The organism is Pseudoalteromonas sp. SG43-7, from assembly GCF_014164295.1.
GTDB classification, from domain to species: Bacteria; Pseudomonadota; Gammaproteobacteria; order Enterobacterales; family Alteromonadaceae; genus Pseudoalteromonas; species Pseudoalteromonas rhizosphaerae.
Window position 1 is genome coordinate 1 of record NZ_JACJEY010000133.1, and the last position, 1690, is coordinate 1690.

Annotated in this window: 2 protein-coding genes; one reads left to right on the forward strand and one right to left on the reverse strand. The window is 41.4% G+C overall.

Annotated features, from left to right (window positions below):
- Positions 1–206: 206 nt before the first annotated feature.
- The gene (locus tag H5200_RS23060; RefSeq protein WP_182762811.1) at positions 207–539 is read right to left on the reverse strand and encodes a ribonuclease E inhibitor RraB; all 333 of its coding nucleotides are present in this window, start codon (positions 537–539) and stop codon (positions 207–209) included.
- A 224-nt stretch (positions 540–763) separates the two neighbouring features.
- Between H5200_RS23060 and H5200_RS23065 the strand changes: the two genes are divergently transcribed.
- Positions 764–1690 (forward strand): IS110 family transposase (locus H5200_RS23065; protein WP_182762813.1); only part of this gene is annotated, 927 nt, incomplete at its 3' end.

Consider the following 1690-nt stretch of genomic DNA (forward strand, 5'->3'; position numbering starts at 1 on the left):
ACCGACGAACTTACTTGCTTCATCCTATGTATTAACTCGCTCTAATTCGAGCTGAAGTAATTATGGCTTAAAAAGTTAGGCAAGGATCAGTGTGTTTAACTTGACAGTGGGAGTCATACCAACGCCGCCAACACAGGCCGAGCGTAGCGAGGTCCAGTGCAATGCGCTTTTTGCATTGCACGAATGTGCTTGGCTTCGTTATGAATTTAGCCATTTAAAACGCCCCAGCCATCCAAATACCCGTTCACCTTTGATGTACGCTCGGCCAGTTTATTTTCAAAGGCAATGATATTGTCATATGTAACCATCATGATTGGGACTAACTCTAACTCCATACCACCTTTATCGCTTGGCCTTGTTTCGATATTTTTAAATTTTTGTCCGCTCTTCCAATCAGTTGCGTACTGCCTTGCAACGAGATCAGCTTCTTCTTCGGTGGCATAGATAGCATAGAAATCGACTGGATGCTCGATAGAGAAATCGAAATCATCTTCCTCCAATCTTCTGAATACATCACCATTCACATCATCCGGATACATTTTTCTCTCTCGAATCTGAGGGATTCATAACGACTAGCTAAGTGGCTAACAAACCTGCCACTTCACTCAATTAAAACACCTTAAACACATAACTAAACCAAGCTAAAAATGCCAAGCGTTTGTTAGTCCGTCTTTAGCGCCTTGATACTCATTGAGCCTCCTCCCCAGCATCGCGATTATTCGCTACGCTGAAAAGGCAACTAACCTTTATAGGAGAAAGCTCATTGAACTTTTACAATAACATGCATCCGTATTATTGTGGTATCGATTTACACGCGCGATTACTTTACGTCTGTATCATTGATAATACAGGACTTATCCTTGTTCACAAGAAAATTAAAGATGACCCTGAAGCGCTACTAAAACTACTTAAGCCGTATATCGGTGACATTGTGGTTGGCGTAGAGTGCATGCACTGTTGGTATTGGGTCGCTGATTTTTGCAAAGAACACACTATCGACTTTATTCTTGGTCATGCGCTATACATGAAGGCGATTCATGGCGGTAAAGCTAAAAACGATAAAATAGATTCACATAAAATTGCCAAACTCATCCGTGGTGGTAATTTCCCACTTGCTTATGTGTATGACAAAGATATGCGTGCTACACGCGACTTATTACGGCGCAGAACTAAAATCGTCCGTCATGGCGCTGATTTAAAAGCCCATGTCGCCAATACTGCCAGCCAGTACAATTTACCTGCCCATAATGTCAATTTAAAAAACGTCTGCGACAGAGAAAAAATGCGCTATTACTTTCCTGATCCCGTTGTACAACGCTCTATAAATTTAAATATGGCCATACTCGATTGCTATCACAAAGAGCTTAAACCTTTAGAGCATTACATTGAACAAATGGCTAAACAACACAACCCTGTTCACCTTAATATTTTGCAAACAATTAATGGTATAGGCCGCATTCTCGCACTCACTATCATTTACGAAATTGGTGACATCAATCGCTTTTCAAGCGTACAAAAATTCGCTTCATACAGTCGGTTGGTCAAATGCAAAGCGGAGTCTGCTGGCAAAACCTATGGCACCCAAGGTAATAAAATTGGCAATGCACATCTAAAATGGGCGTTCTCGGAAGCTGCCGTATTACTGCTGCGTCACAATCACAACGCCAACAAATACCTTGAAAAACTACAA

What these genes read in the sequence shown, in the direction of transcription:
- H5200_RS23060 (WP_182762811.1), bottom strand. Translation starts at nt 539, where the DNA reads ATGTATCCGGATGATGTGAATGGTGATGTATTCAGAAGATTGGAGGAA.